Annotated in this window: 13 protein-coding genes; 4 read left to right on the forward strand and 9 right to left on the reverse strand. The window is 70.8% G+C overall.

Annotated elements, in window-relative coordinates:
* Positions 1-233: 233 nt before the first annotated feature.
* Entirely contained in the window at positions 234-1,526 is a 1,293-nt protein-coding gene (locus tag BMZ18_RS12275; RefSeq protein ID WP_074922212.1) for a D-arabinono-1,4-lactone oxidase, read from the reverse strand.
* A gap of 53 nt (positions 1,527-1,579) precedes the next feature.
* Between BMZ18_RS12275 and BMZ18_RS12280 the strand changes: the two genes are divergently transcribed.
* Together BMZ18_RS12280 and BMZ18_RS12285 are read left to right on the forward strand one after the other, a co-directional pair.
* On the forward strand, positions 1,580-2,203 hold the full coding sequence (locus BMZ18_RS12280) for a TetR/AcrR family transcriptional regulator (protein WP_074922214.1): 624 nt from the start codon (positions 1,580-1,582) through the stop codon (positions 2,201-2,203).
* Positions 2,200-3,342 (forward strand): type III PLP-dependent enzyme domain-containing protein, encoded by a 1,143-nt coding sequence (locus tag BMZ18_RS12285; protein WP_074922231.1) that lies wholly within the window; start codon positions 2,200-2,202, stop codon positions 3,340-3,342. Before BMZ18_RS12280 ends, BMZ18_RS12285 begins: the two co-directional genes overlap by 4 nt.
* Here BMZ18_RS12285 and BMZ18_RS12290 read toward each other — a convergent pair.
* Both BMZ18_RS12290 and BMZ18_RS12295 read right to left on the reverse strand, forming a co-directional pair.
* Complete coding sequence (locus tag BMZ18_RS12290; protein ID WP_068364425.1) at positions 3,312-6,755, reverse strand: TM0106 family RecB-like putative nuclease; 3,444 nt, start codon at positions 6,753-6,755, stop codon at positions 3,312-3,314. The two genes, BMZ18_RS12285 and BMZ18_RS12290, sit on opposite strands and share 31 nt — an antisense overlap.
* A gap of 26 nt (positions 6,756-6,781) precedes the next feature.
* Positions 6,782-7,774 (reverse strand): alpha/beta hydrolase, encoded by a 993-nt coding sequence (locus BMZ18_RS12295; protein ID WP_068364416.1) that lies wholly within the window; start codon positions 7,772-7,774, stop codon positions 6,782-6,784.
* 105 nt (positions 7,775-7,879) lie between these two features.
* Here BMZ18_RS12295 and BMZ18_RS12300 point away from each other — a divergent pair, with 105 nt between their 5' ends.
* A complete protein-coding gene (locus BMZ18_RS12300; RefSeq protein WP_068364422.1) occupies positions 7,880-8,497 on the forward strand; it encodes an alpha/beta hydrolase in 618 nt (205 codons plus the stop codon).
* 23 nt (positions 8,498-8,520) lie between these two features.
* Here BMZ18_RS12300 and BMZ18_RS12305 read toward each other — a convergent pair whose 3' ends face one another.
* Both BMZ18_RS12305 and BMZ18_RS12310 read right to left on the reverse strand, forming a co-directional pair.
* Complete coding sequence (locus BMZ18_RS12305; RefSeq protein WP_068364413.1) at positions 8,521-10,092, reverse strand: molybdopterin-dependent oxidoreductase; 1,572 nt, start codon at positions 10,090-10,092, stop codon at positions 8,521-8,523.
* 62 nt (positions 10,093-10,154) lie between these two features.
* Complete coding sequence (locus tag BMZ18_RS12310) at positions 10,155-11,942, reverse strand: AMP-dependent synthetase/ligase (protein ID WP_068364410.1); 1,788 nt, start codon at positions 11,940-11,942, stop codon at positions 10,155-10,157.
* Between the two features lie 182 nt (positions 11,943-12,124).
* Between BMZ18_RS12310 and BMZ18_RS12315 the strand changes: the two genes are divergently transcribed.
* Positions 12,125-13,885, forward strand: a complete 1,761-nt coding sequence (locus BMZ18_RS12315; RefSeq protein ID WP_068364406.1) for a DEAD/DEAH box helicase — start codon at positions 12,125-12,127, stop codon at positions 13,883-13,885.
* A gap of 24 nt (positions 13,886-13,909) precedes the next feature.
* Here BMZ18_RS12315 and BMZ18_RS12320 read toward each other — a convergent pair whose 3' ends face one another.
* From BMZ18_RS12320 to BMZ18_RS12335, 4 genes are all read right to left on the reverse strand, one after another.
* Positions 13,910-15,187 (reverse strand): MFS transporter, encoded by a 1,278-nt coding sequence (locus BMZ18_RS12320; RefSeq protein ID WP_082895104.1) that lies wholly within the window; start codon positions 15,185-15,187, stop codon positions 13,910-13,912.
* 221 nt (positions 15,188-15,408) lie between these two features.
* Positions 15,409-18,282 carry an AfsR/SARP family transcriptional regulator gene (locus BMZ18_RS12325; protein ID WP_139203951.1) on the reverse strand — a complete coding sequence of 958 codons (2,874 nt, stop codon included), beginning with the start codon at positions 18,280-18,282 and terminating at the stop codon, positions 15,409-15,411.
* A gap of 76 nt (positions 18,283-18,358) precedes the next feature.
* Positions 18,359-19,918, reverse strand: coding sequence for a S1C family serine protease (locus BMZ18_RS12330; RefSeq protein WP_068364400.1), 1,560 nt, complete (start codon positions 19,916-19,918; stop codon positions 18,359-18,361).
* A 111-nt stretch (positions 19,919-20,029) separates the two neighbouring features.
* Positions 20,030-20,632 (reverse strand): histidine phosphatase family protein, encoded by a 603-nt coding sequence (locus BMZ18_RS12335; protein WP_074922215.1) that lies wholly within the window; start codon positions 20,630-20,632, stop codon positions 20,030-20,032.
* Between the last annotated feature and the right edge of the window lie 103 nt (positions 20,633-20,735).

Raw genomic sequence — 20,735 nt, forward strand, 5'->3', positions numbered from 1 at the left:
TTCGACACCCACCCCGGCCTCGACATGATCGTCTTCGGCGACCCACCCGCCACCCGGCCGCCGTCACCCGGCTCCGAACCCACCCGACCCGCCCCCCCGCACCGAGCAGAAACACGCCCGCCGCCGCCAGGAACGCGACCGAAACCGCCTGCGCAACAACCTGAGCGGGATCCGACCACCCGAACCCGACGACGCACCACCCCCGTTCTGACGAGCGGAAAGGTGTGCCCCGGTCAGCCGAGGGGAAGGACCCGCCGGAGGTAGTCGTTGTCGAACACCCCGGTCGGGTCGACCTCGGCGCGGACAGCGAGCGCGTCGTCGTAGCGCGGGTAGAGCGCGCGGAGCTCGTCGGCACCCAGGCTGTGCAGTTTGCCCCAGTGCGGCCGACCTCCGACACTGCGCGCGATCGCCTCGAACGCGGCGAAGTAGTCGCCGTCCGGTCGGCGGTGGTACTGGTGCGCGGCCACGTACGCGCTGGGTCGACCGTGCGCAGTGGACAGCCACACGTCGTCTGCTGCCGCGCAGCGGATCTCGACCGGAAAGGTCACTCGGTAGTCCGTGCGTCGAATCCAGGCGTCAAGTTCGCTGACCACCGTGGGCACGGCGTCCGGGGGGATCGCGTACTCGCTCTCGCGGAACCGCACCCGCCGGCTCGACGTGAACACGCGGTGGCTGCGATCGGTCATCGTTCGTCCCGACCATGCCGCCGCCGAGACGCGGTTGACGCGCGGGATCACCGCGGGCACCCGGGTGCTCGCTCGGTTGAGAACCTCGAAGGCCCCGTTGGCCATCACGTCGTCGTCGAACCAGCGTCGGATCCGGCTCAGCGGCGCCGCCGTAGCGTCCGCGGGGAGGCGCGTATTGCGTTTGACCAGAACACGATCGGTGTGGGGAAACCAGTAGAACTCCGGATGGTCGATCGTGGCGGCGTCGTGCGGGAACCGCTCGAGGGTGTCGCCCAGTCGACCCGGCGTCTCCTCGGCGCGCAGCAGGAACGCCGGCACACAGCGGAGCGTCACGGCGGTGAGGATGCCGAAGGCTCCGAGCCCGAGTCGGGCACACTCGAACACCGGACCTTCCGTCACCGTCCGTTCCGTTCCGTCCGCGAGGACCACGCGGACTCTTACCACCTGACCGGCCAGCCCGGTGAATCGTGCTCCGGTGCCGTGTGTCCCGGTCGAGATCGCCCCGGCCACCGATTGCACGTCGATGTCACCCATGTTGGTCAAGGCCAGGCCGCGGTCGTCGAGCATCGCGCACAGCGCTCCGAGCCGAGTGCCGGCGCGCACGGTCACATCAGTGGTGCCGTCCGGGCCCGGTGTCGTCGATTCGATGCCCGTGAGCAGGTCGAGTGAGACGAGGGTTCCGTCGGTCACCGCGGCGCCGGTGAAAGAATGGCCGGCGCCGACGGCCTTGACACGCCCCGGAGCCCGACGGACGACGTCGCACACGTCCGCGTCGTCGCGGGGTCGTGCCACCTCGACGGGACTCGCCTGCTGATTACCGGCCCAGTTCGACCATGTCATGCCTCGGATCAAATACTGGACAATCGTCCAAGTCAAGCCCTAGGGTCGTCGACGTGCCTACTCGACTCTCCGTCGACGACAGACGTCGACAACTCGCCGACGCCGGACTCGCTCTCGCCGTGGACCAGGGCATCGCCGCCGTGACGGTCCGCGGAATCGCGGAGCGCGCGGCCGTGTCCCTCGGCGTCGTGCACTACTGCTTCGAGAACAAGGACGCCGTGGTCGGTGCGATGGCGGACGTCCTCGTCGCGGAACTCGGTGAGGCCGTCCGCGCCGCCCTCGACGCGGTGCCGCGTACCGGTGTCGGCCCTCGGGCCGTCGGCCGGACGGTGCGACGCGGGCTGGCCGCGCTCTGGGCCGCGATCGAGGCGACCCCCGAGCGTCAGATCCTCACCTACGAGATCACGGCGTACGCGGTCCGCGCCGACGGCCCGCATCGCACCATCGCGGAGCGGCAGTATCGCGCGATGGACGACGCCACCGCCCCCTTCCTGATCGACGTGGCCGAGGCCACCGCCACCACCTGGACGGTGCCCGTGCCCGTGATGGTCCGCTCGATCCTGGCCACCCTCGACGGCGTCGTGCTCCGCTGGCTGGTCGACCGCGACTCCGATTCCGCTGCAGGGGAACTCGATGCGTTGGCCGATCGGGTCGCCGCGTGGGCGGTGGCACGATGACGGCCACCGATCCGCGGATCGACCGTCTGAACTCCGCGACGGCCGATCTCGATGCGCCCCTGCTCGCCGCCGACGTCGCCGCGATCGACACCAACCTGGCCGCCCTCGTGCGCCGTGCAGGTGGGACGCCCATTCGGGTCGCGTCGAAATCCGTCCGGGTGCGGGCGGTGCTGGATCGCGCGCTGGCCACCCCCGGATTCGCCGGGATCATGGCCTGGTCCCTTCGCGAGGCGCTGTGGCTGGAGTGCGACGACGTGCTCATGGGCTATCCCACCGTCGACCGCGGCGCTCTCACGCAGCTCGCATCGAATGATGTTGCGATACAGCGCATCATGCTGATGGTCGATTCCGCCGCCCACCTCGACCTGCTCGAGGCCGTGGGTCCGTGGGCATCGCCGCCGCGGGTCTGTCTGGACGTCGACGCCTCACTACGGCTCGGCCCGGCGCACATCGGTGTGCGACGCTCCCCGTTGCGGACGCCGGACGACGTCGTCCGGCTCGGACGCGACGCGTCACGCCGGGGGATGGCCGTTCAGGGTGTGATGTTCTACGAGGCGCAGATCGCCGGCCTCCCCGATTCCGGGCGAGCCGTACGGTGGATGAAGCGAAAGTCCGCCGGTGAGTTGGCCTATCGCCGCGCCGCGGTGGTGGACGCCCTGCGGGACGCGGTGGGCCCGCTGCGCATCGTCAACAGCGGTGGCACGGGGTCTCTCGAGGTGTCCGCGGCCGACCCGTCGGTCACGGAAGTCACGGCCGGGTCGGGCATCTTCGCGCCCACCCTCTTCGACGGGTACGACGCGTTCACGCCCGCCCCCGCACTGTTCTTCGCCCTCCCCGTCGTGCGGACCCCCACCTCCCGCATCGCGACGGCATTCGCCGGCGGGTACATCGCGTCCGGACCGACCGGGCGGTCGCGCGTGCCGAGCATCGTCGGTCCCGGCCGCCTGCTGCGCGCCGAGGGTGTCGGCGAGGTCCAGACCCCGATCGTGGGATCCGGTGCGACACTCGGCGATCGGGTGTGGTTCCGGCACGCCAAGGCGGGGGAGGTGTGCGAGCGGTTCGACACCGTGCACCTGGTGGAGAACGACAACCGCACCGCGGTGCCCACCTACCGCGGCGAGGGACGTACCTTCGGCTGAACGAGGTCCGGGCTGACCCGCATGAACGCCCCCAGCAGTGACAGCTCGACGGGCGTGCCGGGCAGGTAGTGCGTCAGCGCCGGTGAGCGCACCACGTACGACACCCACTGTCCCCGCGAGAGGGCGACGTTGATCCTGTTGCGCGACAGCAGGAACGGCATGCCGCGCGGCACGTCCTCCGGCGCGGAGGCCGCCATCGAGACGATCACCACCGGCGCCTCACGGCCCTGGAACCGGTCCACTGTCCCGCAGGCGGTGTCCGTGAGTCCGGCGTCGTCGAGTGCCGCCCGGATCACGGCCACCTGCGCGTTGTACGCCGCGACCACCAAGACGTCGGACGACTCCAGCGGCCGCGACTCCGCGCCGGTCCGCCACGTCCGTCCGATCACCGACCGCGCGAGCCGCACCACCTCGTCGGCCTCCTCGCGAGACGACGTCGCATTCCCGACATGGTCGACGAACGCCGTGTGGACGCCCGGCGAGACGCCGTCGAGAGACCTGGCCCCGACGCTCTCGTGTGCGTGCAGACGGCCGTCGTACGACAGGTCGGACACGACGCGGCACACGTCGGGATGCATGCGGCGCGTGGTGGCGAGGAAGTATCCGAGGTCGGCGGGCAGCGTGTCCGCGCCGTCGGCCAGCCACCCGAGGGCCGAGGCGTCCACCGGCTCCGGGTGACTGCCCTGGCTCACCTGGGGGAGTTGCTGCGGGTCGCCGAGCAGAAGAAGGTTCCGTGCGGCGCGGCCGACGGCGACGGTGTTGGCCAGGCAGAACTGGCCGGCCTCGTCGATCACCAGTAGGTCGAACGCGTTCTCGGCGATGTTCTTCCGGTTGGTCATCGTCCACGCCGTACCGCCGACCACGCAGCCGCCGTCGAGGGCGGCGACGTCGACATCCTTGGCCGACGCGGTCCAGCGGCGAGGCCGATCCGATCCGGGCTTCTTGTGGACGCGTGTCCCGTCGAGTCCGGCGTCGACGACGGCGTCGAGGAAGTTCTCGACGACGGCGTGCGACTGGCCCACGACGCCGACGCGCCATCCGTGCTCGCGGACCAGCGCGGCGACGACGCGAGACCCCGTGTAGGTCTTGCCCGTTCCGGGCGGGCCCTGGACGGCGACGTAGGACCGATCGAGGTCGAGCAGCGCGGTGGTGATTCCGGCGACGGACGGGTCGTCGGTGCGTAACGGGTGACCGGACCGGGTGCGCGGTCGGCGGCGCAGGAGCAGGTCGAGGACGGCCGACTCGGGCACATGGGGGAGTGCGTCGGCGACCTCTACCGCCGTGGTGGCCACGGCGGCGCGCAGGGTGGTCGTGGCGGGTCCGCGCGTGGGCGCGGTGGCCACGGGCTCGAGGTCGTGCGGGTCGGCGCCCTTCGGAATCGACTCCTCGAGCGTCACGGAGGACCCGTCCGCGGAGACGTCCACGATGGTCCCGGCGGCGGTCCACCGGTACTGCGGATTGGCGCGAAGCTCGGGCTTGATCCACTCCGGTGCCGGGGGCGCGTACAGCACGGCGACCTCCGCGCCCCGGACGGCGCTGCCGGGACCGAACTCACCGCGCAGCACCGAGGTTCGGCGAACGTTGTGTCGGGGCGTGGGCTTCGCCCAGTCCGACATCGACTCGACGCTCTCGACCACGAAGACGTCGCGGGTGTCCGCCCACTCGTCCACCGGTGACGAGAGACGGTCGAAGTGCGCCCACCAGAACGGCTTCTCCTCCCGTCGGTGGTAGTCCACCGCCGCGGCGAGCAGCGCCGCGCCCTGGCGTTCGGGCGTGCGCCCGTCGGTCGGCCCGGCGAACTCGCGCAGGGCATCTCGCGCCGGGTTCGGCGAGTCGTCGTCGGTCGGCGGTGTCGGCTCGATCGGCCCGCGGGGCGTGACGCCCGCTTCGGCGGCGTGCGCCAGCAACCAGTTCCGCAGCTCGAGCGTCGACTCGCAGTCGTATCGGTTGTAGTCCGCGATCTCGGCGAGCACCGTCGCAGCCTCGTCGAGCTCGCCCCGATCGCGCAGGTCCCGCCACCGGGCGTACTCGGTGATCGAGGCGACCGCGTCGGCCACATCGCCGCGCACGTCGGACATGTACGCCGGCTCGAGCTTCTTGATGCTGTAGCTGCGGGCCCCGATCCTCAGGGTGCTGCGCACCACGGGGTAGAGGTCCACCAGCACCTGCTCGCGCAGCAGGTCGTCCACCTCCTCCTCGTACACGCCGTGCCGCGCCGCCAGCCGGAGCAGGGCCGACTTCTCGTACGCTGCATAGTGATACACGTGCATGGCGGGGTACTGTCGTCGCCGCTCCCGCACGTAGTCGACGAAGGCCACGAACGCCGCGCGCTCCTCGTCGCGGTCGTGGGCCCAGAACGGGCGGAACGCGCGATCGGTCTCGAGCACGCCGAACAGGTACTCGAGCCCCCAGTCGGTGGACCCGTTCTCGGTGTGCAGTGGGTCGCCCTCGAAATCGAAGAAGATGTCGCCGTCGTCGGGCGCCGGCAGCGCGCCGAGGGCCGACGGCGTGTGGAACTCGACGACGGGTGATTCCGTGGACTCCTGCTGAACCTGCACGCGCGCCTGGTCACGCAGCCCCGCGAGGCTGCGGGCCGACAGATCGGGCACCGGGCCCGACGACGCGGCCAGCGCGTCGATCGTCGCGACGTCCGCCGCGAGCAGAGCGGCCCGCTGCGACACCCGCATCCCGGCGACCAGCAGCAGATCACGACTTGCCTCGACCTCCGGCGCGCAGTGCTCGCACCGGAAGCAGGCCCGCACGGTCGCATCGGCCCAGTCGGCCGGGAGCAGTTGAGTGCGATGCTCGTCGAGCAGAGCCACGAGCTCCGCTCGCGCGCGCCGGTGGACCGGCAGGACGTCCGGAAGGTGGACGGCGGTGCGCGTGCCGTCGCCGAGCACGAGGCGGGCGGTGTCCGACACCGGAATGCCCGCCGCGGTCAGCGCCTCCGCGTACGCCGCGAGCTGCAGGATGGACGGAACCCGTTCGGTCCGTGACAGTTTGGTGTCGTGTACCTCGTAGGCGTCGGCCTCCTCGTCGTACACCAGGAAGTCGCCGAACCCGAGGAAACCGTCGCCGAAGAACGTGCCCTGATAGATCACCGGTGCCCGCCGCGCCGCCGCGTCCAGGGTGGTCGCAGCGGCGGCGGTGAGCTCCGAGCGCAGACGTCCCGGCCGCTCCACCGCGATCGCGTCGTCGCCGAACTGCCGACGGTACGCGGCCCACTGCCGTGCCTCGTGCTGGGAACCCAGCCGGGACAGCCGGGCGAGCATCGCGTCGTCCGTCCCTGCGGTCGCGCCGGCGTCGAGGCGTCCGAGATGCGCGTCCAGGGTCCGCAGCACCGCGAACTCGCACTGCGCGGCGAGAGCGAGGTCCCCCGCACTGTGGATCAAGTCGTCGTCGAGAACGAACACGAGTGCCAGCGTAGTGAGAGGGTCCGTCAGCGGGTGCCGAGCGCCGGGGCGATCGTGGAGTACCACGCGTCCCGCAGCTCGTCCTCGAACAGCGCCCAGCTGTGCGAGCCGTGATCGCGCATCGAGATCGTCGCGGGCACGCCGGCCGCGCGGACGGCGTCGGCGAAGAGGCCGGTGCACACGTTCACCATCGCCTCCACGGCGGCGCCGCCCACCGGGAAGAGGCTGCCCGCGGGGATGTCGTCGACCGGTCCGGGCATGCCCGAGGCCGACGCCGCGTAGACCGCGGTGCCGCGCAGTCGGTGTGCGTTCTGTGCCGGGTCGTGCTGCGTCCATCCCGGCGCGCCGGGGACGCCCCACATGGCGAACGGGTTGGTGAGCGCGCCGCCGATCATCACCGAGATCGCGGCCTGCGCCAGCGGGTGCGACGACGCCGGGCAGCCGCTGAGGGACGCGGCCGCGCGATAGAGACCGGGCGCCTGGACCGCGAGATCGAGGGCGGGTCCGCCGCTCATCGAGACCCCGGCGACGGCGTTACGACGGGTGCTGCCGAGGTGGCGGTCCATCACCGCGGGCAGCTCCGCGGTGAGGTACGTCTGCCACTTGTTCCGACCGATCAGCGCGTCGTCGGCCAGCCAGTCGGTGTAGAACGACAGCCGACCGCCGATGGGGAGCACCACGTTGACGGCCTTGTCGGCGAAGAACCCGACCGCGCCGGAATTGTTGATCCACCCCACGCCGTCCTCGTTGCCGAGGGCGCCGTTCAGCAGATACAGCGTCGGGGCAGCCCCTCCGCCCCGGGGCCGCAGCACGTCGTTCGAGACCACCTTGTCCATGGCGGGGGAGTAGACGTCGACCACCGAGTGCGTCGGCGACAGGTCGCGGACGCCGACCACGCGCGGACCGTCCTGCGCCGCCGCGGTCGGGACCACCACCACGGACACCGTGAGAGCGGCGACCGCGGCGGTCACCACCGAGGCGAGACGGGAGACGGCGCGACCACGGAAAACGGACTTCATGGTCCGATCTTGTCAGACGGCGCCGCGCGGCCGGAGTCGGTCGCGCGTCGATGCCGTCACAGCTCCGTCACGACTCCCGGCGCTCTGCGGACCAGAATGGTCCTCATGCCGTTCTTCGAGGGATCACGCGGACGCGTCCACTACCGCCGGTGGCCGGTCGAGTCGCCCCGCGCGCACGTGGTGTTCCTGCACGGGCGCGGTCAGCACTCGGGGCACTATCACCGCTTCGCCACGGCCCTGGCTGCGCACGGCATCGAGACGACGGCGCTCGATCACATCGGCCACGGGCTGTCGGAAGGCGACATCGGGGACGACGTCGCCTACCTGGACGCGCTCGCGGAGAACGCGCGCCTGCTCGTCGAGCAGGTGATCGGCGAGCAGGACGACGACACGGCCGGTCGGATCGCCGTCATGGGGCATTCCCTGGGCTCCGCGACGGCGGTGCGAATGCTGGCCGACGGGCCCCCGAGGGCCGTCACGGCGTTGGTTCTCGTCGCCCTGCCGACCCGACTGGTGGATCGGGCCACGCTCGTCCGGGCGGCCGCCGTCCCGACGCTCGCGCTGCACGGTGTCGACGACCGGATGGTGCCCATCGACGGCGTCCGCGACCTCGTGCGCGGCACGGCGGTGACCCTGCGGGAGTACGACGACGCCGGGCACGACCTGTTGCACGAGAAGATCCACCGCGTCGTGACCGACGACGCGGCAGCGTTCGTCGCCTGAGACAGTCGACGCGGCAGCGTTCGTCAGCTGACGATGATCGTGCGGGTGTGCCAGCCGGTGGACCCGCCCGGAATCGGCGGCGTGCGCTCCTCGGTCTGCGTCTCGCCGGTCCGGTCCGTCGCGCGGACCTGGACGTTGTGGTTGCCGGCCGTCGCGTCCCAGTCCCAGTACCACTGACGCCAGGTGTCCACCGAGTACTCCTCGGCGAGGGTTGCCTCCTGCCACGGCCCGTCGTCCACCCTGACCTCGACGCGGTCGATGCCGACGTGCTGGTGCCACGCCGTTCCGGCGATACGGACCCGGCCGGGCGACACCGGCGCGAATGCGGCCGGCACGTCGATGCGCGACGCGGTCTTGATCGGTCCGCGTTCACCCCAGCCGCGCTCGGTCCAGTACGCCTGCGCCTGGTCGAACCGAGTCAGCTCCCAGTCGACGACCCACTTCGTGGCGGAGACGTAGCCGTAGAGGCCGGGCACCACCTGACGCACCGGGTAGCCGTGCTCGAGGGGGAGCGGTTGCCCGTTCATCGACACCGCCAGCATGGCGTCGCGGCCGTCCCGAAGGGCCTCGACGGGGGTGCCGATGGTCATGCCGTCGATGGAGGTCGAGAGCAGCATGTCCGCATCGGCCTGCACGCCGGCCTCGTCGAGGATGTCCGCGATCGGGAACCCGACCCAGGTCGCGTTGCCGGCCAGCGGCCCTCCGACCTCGTTGGAGACGCAGGTCAAGGTGATGACGCGCTCGATCGGCGTCCGTGCCATGAGGTCGTCCCACGACAGGGTGATCTCGCGGTCGACCATTCCGTGGATGCGGAGCTGCCATTCCTCGGTGGTCAGCTGCGGTACCTGCAGAGCCGTGTCGATGCGGTAGAACGTGTCGTTCGCGGTGACGAACGAGGTAGCTCCGTCGACACCGATGTCGGTTCCCGCCGGAATGGCGGGGGCGGCATTGCCGGCGGGCACCGTCGGAATGCGGAAATTGCGCATGTCGTCCGCGAGTCCGGCGGCCCGCTCGCCGACGTAGCGTCCGACGGCGCCGGCGGCCACGGCCACCGCGGCGGCGGCGCCCGCGAGGACGAGGAACTTTCGGCGCGGCATCGCACCGTCCCGCTCACCGGGCGGCGGGACGAGAGCGCGGGTCAACAGGCGGAGCAGAACGATGCCGACGATCACGCCGACGACGGTGGGGATCACGTCGACCGTGTCGGCCGTGGGTCGCTGGGTCACCGCGAACACACCCACCGCGCCGAGCACGGCGAGAATCACGGACCCGATCGGCCGGGACGGCCGCTCGAGAAGACCGGCGACGGCCGAGATCAGCACGATCAGCACGCTCATGCCGACGAAGAGCGCGACCTTGTCGTTGGTGCCGAAGGTGTCGATGGCGAACTCGCGCGCCCACGCGGGCGTGCGGTCCACGGTGGTCGACCCGACGGCGAGGAACGGCGACGACGACGGGGAGAAGAACAGCGACAGCACTTCGCCCACCGCCAGTACCAATCCGGCGGAGATCACGCCCGCGAGCATCCGGGAGAACGGGTGGATGCGGGTGCGGGCGTCGTCCGGCGGGGTGTCGACGGTGGGCGAGGTGGTCATGTGCGGTATTCGAGGCCGTTCCTCGAACGGCTTGCCGGAACGGCCCCGAATGTCCGGTCCGCTCAGCCGTAGATTTCGGAGACCTCCTTGGCGTGCGACTCGAGAATGACGTTGCGCTTGAGCTTCATCGTCGGGGTGAGTTCACCGGATTCGATGGTGAAGTCGCCGGGCAGAATCGTGTACTTCTTGATCTGCTCGGCGTTGGACACCTTCGAATTGGCCGACGCGACCGCCGCGTCGATCTCCGCGACCAGATCGCTGTTGGTGGTCAGCTCGGAGGCCTGGGTGTCCTTGTCCAGCCCGTGACGCTCGAGCCAGCCCGGCAGTGCTTCCGGGTCCAGCGTGATCAGCGCACCGATGAACGGCTTGGCGTCGCCGACCACGAGGCACTGGCTCACCAGCGGGTGCGAGCGGATGGCGTCCTCGAGACCGGCGGGGGCGACGTTCTTGCCGCCGGCGGTCACGATGATCTCCTTCTTGCGACCGGTGATCGACAGGAAGCCCTCGTCGTCCAGCGAGCCGATGTCGCCGGTGTGGAACCAGCCGTCGCGGATGGACTCCTCGGTGGCCTTGTCGTTGTGCCAGTACCCGGAGAAGACCACCGGCCCCTTGACCAGCACCTCGCCGTCCTCCGCGATCTTGACGGCATGGCCCTCGAGGGGGCGACCCACCGAACCGATGCGCTGCTTGTCGGTGGTGTTGACCGTGACGGCCGCACTGGTCTCGGTGAGCCCGTAGCCCTCGCGGACCGGGACGCCGATGCCGCGGAAGAAGTGTCCGAGCCGGGCACCGAGCGGACCGCCGCCGGACAGCGCGCTCTGGCACCGGCCGCCGAGGGCCGCGCGCAGCTTGGAGTAGACCAGCTTGTCGAACAGTGCGTGCTTGAGCTTGAGCCCCAACCCGGCGCCGCCGGCGTCCTGCGCCTTGCTCCACTCGATGGCGACCTCGGCCGCCTGGTCGAAGATCTTGCCCTTGCCGCCGTCGTGTGCCTTCTGCTTGGCCGAGTTGTAGACCTTCTCGAACACGCGGGGCACCGAGAGGATGAAGTCCGGCTGGAACTCCGCGAACTGCTCGACCAGCGTCGTCGTGTCCGAGGTGTGGGCGACGGTCACCTTGGCCTCGAAGGCGCCGAAGGACACTGCGCGGGCGAACACGTGCGCCATCGGCAGGAAGAGCAGCGTGCGCTTGCCCTCGGTCATCTGGTCGTGCAGAGCCACCTGCGTCGCCGAGGTCTCGGCGTAGAAGTTGCCGTGGGTCAGCTGCACACCCTTCGGGCGACCCGTGGTCCCCGAGGTGTAGATGAGCGTCGCCGCAGAGGAGGCGGTGACCTGCCTGCGTCGAGCGTGCAGATCCTCGTCGGAGACCGACCGGCCGCGGGTGACCAGCTCGTCGACCGCGCCGCCGTCGATCACCAACGTCTCGCGGAGCGCCTCCGCCTTCTCGGTGACCTCCTTCACCCGCTCGCGGTGGTCGTTGGTCTCGACGATGAGCAGCTTCGTCGCCGAGTCCTCGAGAATCCACGACGCCTGGTCGGCGGCCGAGGTCTCGTAGATGGACACGGTGCAGGCACCGGCGGTCCAGATCGCGTAGTCGAGGACGACCCACTCGTACCGGGTCGCGGAGAGGATGGCGACGCGGTCGCCGAACTCGATGCCGGAGGCCATGAGGCCCTTCGCGGCGGCGGCGACCTCCTCCGCGAACTGCTTCGCGGTGACGTCGACGAACGCGGACCCGCTCCGACGCTGGAAGGGAACCCAGCTCGGGGTGTCCTGCGCGTACGTGAAGACGCTGTCCGCCATGGAGACGTCGTCGGGAACTTGGTAGGACGCGGGGACGGAGTATTCGCGCACGGTCGTGATTACCTTCCAGTAGCACCAGATGTGCTGTGTATTGGATCACAGTTCGGGCCGAAGCGGGCGGTCTCCCCGGTATCCCGTTTGTCCGAATCGAACCACCGCGCGAGGCGTGCCCCGGGCCGGGGGCGCGTCGGGTGGGAACCGTGGGGCCCGATCGGGACTAGACTCTGGTGCACATGAGCACTTCCGACGGTGAATCCACCGGCGATCGCCCGGCGTCGACCGCGTCCGAGCCCACCCCCGAGCCCGACCACGAGGCACCCCGCGACGCGGCCCCCGAGCAGACCTTCGCCGATCTCGGCATCGACGATCGCGTCCTCGCGGCGCTCCGCGATGTGGGGTACGAGTCCCCGTCGCCCATTCAGGCGGCCACCATTCCGCCGTTGATGGCGGGCAAGGACGTCGTCGGACTCGCGCAGACGGGCACGGGCAAGACGGCGGCGTTCGCCGTTCCCATCCTCTCGCGTCTCGACGTCGCCAACCGCGTTCCGCAGGCGTTGGTCCTCGCCCCCACGCGTGAGCTCGCGCTGCAGGTGGCCGAGGCGTTCGGCAAGTACGCCGCCAAAATCCCGGGCCTGCACATCCTGCCGATCTACGGCGGCCAGGCGTACGGCGTGCAGTTGTCCGGTCTGCGGCGCGGTGCGCAGATCATCGTCGGCACCCCCGGCCGGGTCATCGACCACCTGGAGAAGGGCGCACTGGACCTCTCGCACCTCGAGTACCTGGTGCTCGACGAGGCCGACGAGATGCTCAAGATGGGCTTCCAGGAGGACGTCGAGCGCATCCTCGCCGACACTCCGGAGTACAAGCAGGTCGCGCTGTTCTCGGCCACCATGCCGGGCTCGATCCGCAAGATGAGCAAGCAGTACATGCACGACCCGGTCGAGATCACGGTGAAGACGGCGACGTCCACCGCGCCGAACATCACGCAGCGGTACGTACAGGTCGCGCACCAGCGCAAGCTCGACGCCCTCACCCGCATCTTCGAGGTCGAGGACTTCGAGGCGATGATCATCTTCGTCCGCACCAAGCAGGCCACCGAGGACCTCGCCGAGAAGCTGCGGGCCCGGGGCTACTCGGCGGCCGCCATCAACGGCGACATCGTGCAGGCGCAACGCGAGCGGACCATCGGCCAGCTCAAGAGCGGCGCCCTCGACGTCCTCGTCGCCACCGACGTCGCCGCGCGCGGACTCGACGTCGACCGCATCTCGCACGTCGTCAACTACGACATTCCGCACGACACCGAGTCCTACGTCCACCGCATCGGCCGCACCGGTCGCGCCGGCCGCACCGGCCAGGCGCTGCTCTTCGTCGCGCCGCGCGAGCGCCATCTGCTCCGGGCGATCGAGAAGGCCACGCGCCAGCCGATCACCGAGATGCAGCTGCCGAGCGTCGACGACGTCAACGCTCAGCGCGTCGCCAAGTTCGCCGATTCGATCACCACGTCGCTCCAGTCGCCGTCGCTGCACCTGTTCCGTCGCCTCATCGAGGACTACGAACGTGAGCACGACGTGCCGCTGGCCGACATCGCCGCGGCGCTGGCCACCCAGTCGCGGGACGGCGAGGCGTTCCTCATGGCGCCCGAGCCTCCCCCGGCGCCGCGGGAGAAGCGCGAACGGCCCGAGCGGACGTTCGACGACCGGAACGCGCCGCCCGTGCGCAAGTCGCGTCGAACCGATCAGGACATGGCGGTCTACCGCATCAGCGTCGGAAAGCGGCACAAGGTGGTGCCGGGCGCGATCGTCGGCGCCATCGCCAACGAGGGCGGTCTGCGCCGCAGCGACTTCGGGCACATCAGCATCCGCCCCGACCACAGCCTGGTCGAACTGCCCGCCGACCTGGCGGACGAAACGCTGGAAGCGTTGCGCCGCACCAGGATCAGTGGGCAGTTGATTCAGCTGCAGCGGGATTCGGGACCGCCCCGCGGCCGCCGCTGAGTCGAGGCGACGGCCGCCGCTGACTCAGCGCGCGGTCGGGTGGGCCTCCGTGTCCACCCCCGGGACGGCGCGGCCGCGCAGCGACGCGCCCGCCGTCTCGGCGACGAACAGCAGGGCGATCAGGCCGACGACGCACGCGCCCATCATGTAGAACGCGGGCACCAGGTCGTTGCCCGTGCGTTCGACCAACCATTCGTTGGCGGCGGGTGCGGTGCCACCGAAGAGCGACGTCGACACGTTGTAGGCGATGGCGAAGCCGGCGAACCGCACGTGGGTGGGGAACATCGCCGGGAACGTCGCGGAGATGGTCGACAGCTGCAGCACGTACAGCAGCCCCAGCACGGTGAACGCGACGATCGCCCAGGCGAAGTTCACCGCCATCAGCAGGTACATCGGAATGGCGAAGACGAACAGGCCGACCATCGAGACCAGCCAGAGGGGCTTGCGGCCGACCTTGTCGGAGAGCGACCCGGCGAACGGAATCACGGCCATCATGGCGAGCTGACCGATCACCACCAGGAACAGCGACGATGTGCTGGTCAGCCCGATGCGCTGTTCGAGATAGGTCGGCATGTAGCTGAGCAGGGTGTAGTTGCAGACGTTGAGCGCGACCACCAGACCCATCAGGGTGAGGATCGGTCGCCAGTACTGCGCGATCAGCTCGCGGAACTGCGTGCGGGTCTCGTGCGCGACCTCGTTCGACTGCTCGAGCTCGCGGAACACCGGGGTGTCCTCGAGCTTGGAGCGCATGTAGAGGCCGATCAGGGCCAGCGGGCCGGCGACGAAGAACGGGAGCCGCCAGCCCCACGTGTCCATGAACGCGTCGGTCGACGTGAGATCGACGGCCAGCACCACGAGGGCACCCAGCGAGAAGCCGCCGAGCGTGCCGAATTCGAGAAAGCTGCCGAAGAATCCGCGCTTGCGGTCGGGGGAGTACTCGGCCATGAACGTCGCCGCGCCGCCGTACTCGCCGCCGGTGGAGAAGCCCTGGATCATGCGCAGGAGCACCAGCAGCACGGGCGCCCAGAATCCGATCGAGTCGTAGCTCGGGATCACGCCGATGAGGAACGTGGCGGTGCCCATGAGCACGATCGTCAGGGCCAGGACGTGCTTGCGGCCGAGGCGGTCGCCCAGCGGGCCCCACACGAGGCCGCCGAGCGGACGCACGAGGAACGAGATCGCGAAGATGCCGAGGGTGAAGAGGGTGGCGGACTCGAGGTCGTCCGGGAAGAACGCCCGCGAAATGTACGTGGCGGTGTAGGCGTAGACGCCGTAGTCGAACCACTCGGTGGCGTTGCCCATCGCCGAGGCGCCGATCGCGCGGCGCAGGACACCGTCCGGTGGGTCGTGAGGAGTGCTCGGGTCGGCGGTGCCGCCCGGTCGGTCGGGACTTCGGTCTGGGGTCGTATCCGGGGAAGTCACCCACCGTGCCTACCCAACCGGGGTCGGAATCGTGGCATCGAGCGGGACGGCGATCGCCTTCGTTACGCCATCGTGACCCATGCGAACGACGGTCGACGCTCTCACCTGCAGCGCTGCAGAATGTCCTCGACGAGGTCCGACGTCCCGTCCCTGCCCTCCGCCGCGGCACGGGCGGTCGCCACCGCGGCGGCGGCCGTGTCGGCGGGGATCGACTCCGTCAGCTCGGCCACGTAGGGCCCGAGGTCGACCGGATCCATCGCCGCGGGCCAGTACCCGATGGACTCGCTCCGGAGGTCGACGACGGCGCGCAACGCCGCCGCGTCCTCGACGTGGCCGCGGCGGAACAGGGCGTAGGCGAGCGTCATGAGCCCGACCATCGTCGACGTCGTGTCCGCGGCCTCCTCGCACGCGTCGATCATGCGGACGAGGGACGCCACGGCGCGGTCGTCGTCGTGCTCGGCGAGCGAGACCTTGGCGTCCAGCCACAGCGCCGATGCCTCGCACCAGCGGTAGCCCGACGTCGTGGCGACGCCGATCGCCCGTGCCAGGAAGTCGTGGGCCCGGTCCGCGTCACCGGCACGCAGCCACGCCGTGCCGGTGCTCATCAACGCCTCCGCCTCCGAGTACGGCGCCCCGAGCTCGCGGGCGAGCACGACGGCGTCGGCGGCATGGGTCAGCGCGGGCTCGACCAGTCCGGCCCCCGCCTCGAAATAGGCCAGCGCCACCAGGGCGTCGGACCGTGGCACGGGATCGCCCACGGTGGTCGGCTCGAGTTCCGCGAGTCGGCCGAAGGATTCCATCAGCCCCGCGATGTCGCCGGCGAGATAGCGCGTGATAGTCAGCCCCGCGACCGCGCGCACGGTCACCGCGGCGGGTAGATCGCGGGCCTTCATCGCCGGTTCCAGGTAGCGGAGGCCCTCCGCGACGTGCCCGCGCCGATACCAGAACCAGTACAGACCACCGGCGATGTGCAGGTGGGTCTCGAGGTCGTCCGCGCAGTACTCCAGTGCGGCACGAACGTTCGGCATCTCCCGGTCCAGGCGGTCCATCCACTGCGCCGCACGCGGGCCGCGCAGTTCCACGTACGCGGCGTCGGCGAGGTCGGTCACCCACTGCACGTGCCGACGCCGAACCCGCGCGGTGACGTCGTGGTCCCGCACAAACGCGGCGTAGCTGCGCAGGGTCTCGAGCATGCGGTACCGACGCGGGTGCCCGCCGAGGGCCTTGACCAACGACTTCTCCACCAGCGGAGCGAGATCCAGGACCGCATCGCGCCGATCGACGACGGCCGTGATCGCCTCCAGATCGAAGCCGCCCTCGAAGATGCCGAGCTCGGTGAACAGCAGCTTCTCGCCGTCGGTGAGAGAACGGTAGGACCACTCGACCGCCGCGGCCATCGTGGCGTGCCGCGGGGTCGCGCGCGAGCCGCCCCGCAACACCGCCAGCCGATCGTCGAGGTGATCGAGCAGCTGCTGCACCGACAACGTGCGTGCCTGTGCCGCAGCGAGTTCGATGGCCAGCGGCATGCCGTCGAGACCTTCGCAGAGGCGGGCCGCCGCGAGTCGATCGTCCTCGGTGGCCGGCGCGCCGCCGGTGGCGTCGGAGGCGCGTGCGAGGAACAGTTCCACCGCCGGTCCGTCGCCGGTGGTGGCCAGAGGTGGTGTCTCGTGGACGAATTCACCGGGCGTCCCCAGGCTGACGCGGCTGGTCGCCAGCACGGTCATGCCGGGGCACGATCGGAGGATCTCGGACACCAGGACGGCGACGGAATCCGCGACGTGCTCGCAGTTGTCCAGCACCAGCAGGGCACGGCGATCCGCGAGGACCGCGACCAACGCGTCGACGCCCCGGCCGCTCGTCACACCGAGCGCGGTGGCGACGGCGCCGGCCGGGTCCGCTCCGACGTCCGGTCCCGCCTCGTCGGCCGACCGCCCGGGGAGACCGGCGAGTTCCACGAACCACGGCCCGTCCGGATCGTCGCGACGGCCCGCGACCTCGAGGGCGAGGCGGGTCTTGCCCATCCCACCCGGTCCGGTCAGCGTCACGGACCGGTGGTCGCGCAGGGCGTCGGCGACCGTCCGGACGTCGTCCTCCCGGCCGACGGTCGGGGTCAGCGGCACCGGAACCCGGCGGTGCCGACGTGCGGGGGAGGTCGTGACCGGCGTGGGCAGGACGGCCGCCACCCCGGCGTCGTCCTGTCGCAGCACCGCGTCCTGGAGGGCGACGAGGTCGGGTCCCGGGTCGGCGCCGAGTTCGTCGGCCAACGTGCGCCGCGCCGTGCGCAGCGCCGTGGAGGCGTCGCCCTGGCGTCCGGATCGGTAGAGCGCGGCCGCCAGCAGGACCCACCCGCGCTCGCGGAGCGGGTGCTCACGGGTGTGGGCTTCGGCCATCGCGACGGCGCGGGTGTGGTTGCCGAGCACCAGGGCCGCGGCGGCGCGGTCCTCGGTCGCGCCGTGCCGCAACGCGGTCAACCGGGCGATATCGGGTGCGGCGAACTCCCGATCGAGACAGTCCACGTAGGCCGGGCCGCGCCACAGGGCCAGTGCGTCGTCGAGCAACCGCGCCGCCGTCTCGGCCTCCCCGCGGCCGAGCGCAGTCCGGGCCTCGGCGGCCAGGGTCGCGAAGACGGCCGCGTCCAGGCCCCCGGGCGGCAGGCGCAGCGCGTACCCGGGCCCGTCCCGGACGAGGACGCGGGCGCCGAGCCCGCCTCGCGCGTTCGCCGGGTCGAGCGACTTGCGCAGCGACGAGATGTAGCCCTGCAGGGTGAGCAGGGCGGTGCGCGGAGCGCCGTCGCCCCAGACGTCCTCGATGAGCGCGTCGTCGGTCACCATGCGACCGTCGGCGACGGCGAGACGGGCGAGCACCGCGCGGGGGCGGGGACCACCGAGTGACACCGGGGCGCCGTCGACCTCCGCGATGAGGGCGCCGAGCACCCGCACCACGACGGGGGGAGGACCGGACGGAACGGGCGCCACGCCGGGAATAGTAGATCTCTCCCGGCGCGGCGCCACTCGAATCGTGCTCCCCGGTCGGTGTCCGGGAACCGCGAGGTCAGGTCATGTCCACCGCGAAGGAATTGACCACCCGGTCGGCCGCGGCGACGTCGTCCGCCGAGTTCGCCTGCACCGCCACCAGCACCAGGTACTCGCCGCTGTCCGCCGCGGCGCCGACCAGCATGTACTTCGCCTTCTCGGGTCCGCAGTTCTCCCACACCTCGAAGGTGCCGGTGTGCAGGGCGTCGGAGTAGGGCTGGCGGCCCTTCGACGTGCAGCCGGACTCGGGCAGGGACTTCCCCGCCCAGGTCAGCAGGTCCTCCGGGGACGACGTGCGCACCGCCGTGTCCGACGCCAGGACCGACGCGCCCACCGCGCCCCAGCCCCCCTGGTAGGTGGCCAGATCGCTCGACGCCTCGACGCCGTAGTACCGGTTGCCGCGGTCGTCCTCGAACTGGGTGCCGTCCACCTGGTTCCATTCGGCCGGAACGTCGACGCTCACGACGCCGGAATCGTCGGTCACCGTGGTGAAGCCGGTGGTGTCCACGCTCGTCTGCGCGGTGGTCGACCCGGCCACGCCGGCGACGCTGCTCGAGATGGTCGTGGTCGCCTCGAGCGGCGTGCCGTTGACGCGGCCGCGCAGGTAGGTCCCCTCGTCCGGTCGGTACACCTCGACGGCCAGGGCCGAGTCGGTGCCGTGGGTCTGCAGCACGTCGCAGTACTCCTTCAGCGTGCCGTCGGTGCCCAGGGTGACGCCCTCCATCGAGGTGAGGATGTCCCCGGGGCGGATGCCGGTCTCGTCCGCTGCGGACCCGGAGGCCACCGAATTCACCCAGATGCCGGCACCCTCGCCGGAGTCGTCGACGAGCGCCTCGCCGTTGATGCCGATGCTGAGCACGTTCTCCCCGGCCCGGAGCTTCTCGACGATCTTCTGCACGTCGTCGCGGTGAATGGCCAGGTTGGTGTCGTTGGTGTCGCTCCCGGCGTAGTTGACGCCGACCAGGCGACCGTCGGTGTCGACGAGAGGTCCACCGGAATTGCCGCTGCGGATCTTCGCGTCGTGCTCGATGACGTGGTCCAGCGAGGCCCACGGGGTGTCGGCGGGGGTGTCCGCCTTGGAGACGATGCCCTTGGTCATCGTGAACGTGGGGTCCCCCAGGGGATAACCGGCCGCGTAGACCTCGTCCGCGACAGCGATGGGGCCCTCGTGGAACCCCACGTACGGCAGGTCCGTCGCGTCGAGTTTCACCACCGCCAGATCCATGCATTCCGACGAGGCGACGATGCGGGCCGACAGCGTCGTCGACTGATCCCCGCCGCGCCACACGTCGAGAGTGCCGGCGCCGGTGACGACGTGGTTGTTGGTCAGGGCGTAGCCGTCGGCGGAGAGAATGACACCCGATCCGCGGCCGGCCGACTCGTACCCGCCCTCCTCGGGCGAGACGAACGAGCCGCGTGCCTCGAGCTGGATCGTGGCGTCCTGCAGACGGTCGAAGGGCACCGCCCCGTCGGACGCGGCGGATCCGGAACCGGTGCCGACGGAGAACGAACAGGCGGACAGGGCCAGTGTGGTGACGGCGAGCGCGGCGAACGCAGCGCCAGTGCGTGGTGTGGTCATGGTGCAGACCGTGCACGGACCTGCTTGGAGAATGCTTGGAGCCGACTTCTCGGGTCAGAAGCGCCGGCGGTGTCGACGAGCCGGCTACCGCCGGCGGTGTCGACGAGCCGGCTACCGCCGGCGGCGTACCGGGACCGAGTCGATCGTCCGCACCGTCCATCCCGCGCCGTCGGTCTCGACGACGGAGATGCCGGCGTTGGAGATGCGCGGCGGCGGATGGCCGATGATCGTCTCGAGGATCGCACGGATGACGCCGCCGTGCGCGACGGCGATCACCGACCGGCCGCGGTGGTCCTCGGCGAGCAGGTCCAGTCGTCGGCGACCGCGTTCGGCCAGGTCGGCGCGACTCTCCCCGCCGGGATAGCGGCCGTCGGGCCAGTAGGCCCACGCCTCGTACCCGGTGAGTCCCTCGGCGTGGCCGAACCGACGTTCGACCAGGTCGTCGTGGTCCGCCGAGCGGGTCAGCCCGACGACGTGGCCGATGATGTCCGCCGTCTCCGCCGCGCGCACCAGCGGCGAACTCACCAGGACGTCCCACGACCCGGCGGAGAGGGTGATGCCCGCGTCGCGGGCCTGGCGGCGGCCCTCGTCGTTCAGCGGAATGTCCGACGAGCCCTGCAAGCGGCCCTCGAGGTTCCAGTCGGTTTCGCCGTGGCGGACCAGGGCGACCGTGACGTGGTTCGGGGTCGAGTCGGGGGACGGGGTCTCGGGCATGGTCGGCCCAGCGTATCGGGGGCGGGCGGGGTCACCGGACGGGCGGGCCGCGTGCCTGGTCACCGCCCCTTCGCCCCGGAGTTACCGGGGAGTACGGTGCAGA

Source organism: Rhodococcoides kroppenstedtii, from assembly GCF_900111805.1.
GTDB classification, from domain to species: Bacteria; Actinomycetota; Actinomycetes; order Mycobacteriales; family Mycobacteriaceae; genus Rhodococcoides; species Rhodococcoides kroppenstedtii.